1 protein-coding gene is annotated in these 1,436 nt (G+C 45.0%); it reads left to right on the top strand.

What is annotated here, in order from left to right; translation table 11 throughout:
• Nucleotides 1–91 precede the first annotated feature (91 nt).
• A partial coding sequence (locus KDK19_RS09140; RefSeq protein WP_257291789.1) for a hypothetical protein occupies nt 92–1,436 on the top strand: 1,345 nt, incomplete at its 3' end.

Raw genomic sequence — 1,436 nt, 5'->3', positions numbered from 1 at the left:
TAGCCAGAGAATTCGTTCAACAGGCGGCAGTGGTCACGGAGGCGATGATCCACTGCCCCCGTCAGCTGAGCAGAATATTGGGGAGTCAGCTGTGACTTGTTCGAAGTGTAACAAGGTACTGAATAAACAGGAATTAAGTCGTATAGCAAATGAGGCAACAGCTTCGGCATTTATTTGCAACAAGTGCCTGTCGGGCACTAAGGGTATAAAAAGAGCAAGAGAAACCGGGGAAGAAACAGAGCCGGATTCATCAGAACCTGCTCGAAAAAAAAACAAGGGCTCGGGTAGAAAGAGAAATCATTCAAAAGCAGTTGCTGCACCACCGACCAAAAAAAGGAAACAGGCAGACACTCAGATCTACGATGACCCATTGGAAAAAATGAAAAAAAATATCAAATACAAATTGAGCGAGGAAGAGCTGGAAAAAGCACAAACCCTGATAGGGGTATTCAATAAAAAAAACATCACTGCCAAGTACACTTTTTATAAAATGCTTGGATTCGTAGATAGAAGGTCTTTTAATGGTTTCTTCGATAATACGATCGCTTTTTTTGAGCACGTTCCTGAAACCATCAAAAATACAGGCATGCTCACGAGCATGCTAAAAAATAAAAAAAAATACATACGTGATTTTGCTGAACATAGCCAGGGTGAGCTCGAATATTTAGCGACTCTGGATGTATTGACTTCCTTATCGTCCATGAATAATGGCAAAGGCGTGCCCGAACATAAAGAAGTGAAAGAGTTGATGGGCTGGCCTGAATGGAAAGACAAGACTGGCGAATTCAATAAGGAGCTTTTCCGCTCTTTCGCGACCATGAACAATGGCCGGGGCGTACCCAAACATGAGGCAGTGAAAGCGGTGCTGGACTGGCCCGAATGGAAAGACAGGGATGGCAAGTTCAACATGAAGTTGTTCCGCTCTTTCTCGTCTATGTACAACACAAAAGGCATTCCCAAACATGAGGAAGTGAAAGAGGTGCTGAGCTGGCAGGAATGGAAAGAGAAGGATGGCGAGTTCAATATGGAGCTATTCCGCTCCTTCTCGTCCATGTACAACACAAAAGGCATCATCAAACACGAGGAAGTAAAAGAGGTACTGGGCTGGCCTGAATGGAAAGACAAGGACGGCGAGTTCAATATGGAGCTATTTCGCACCTTCTCATCCATGAACAGTAGCAAAGGCATGCTCAACCATGAGGAAGTGAAAGAGGTACTGGACTGGCCTGAATGGAAAGACAAAGATGGCCAATTCAACATCGTGCGGTTCCGCACCTTCTCGTCCATGAATACCAGCAAGGGCATGCTAAACCATGAGGAAGTGAAAATGGTTCTGGGCTGGCCTGAATGGAAAGACAAGAATGGTGAGTTCAGTACGGAACTGTTCCACGCTTTCTCGTCCATGAATAATGGCAAAGGAATACCCAAACATGAGG

Source organism: Endozoicomonas sp. ONNA1, assembly GCF_024606325.1.
Taxonomy (GTDB): domain Bacteria; phylum Pseudomonadota; class Gammaproteobacteria; order Pseudomonadales; family Endozoicomonadaceae; genus Endozoicomonas_A.
This window is presented reverse-complemented; position numbering and strand designations above follow the sequence as displayed.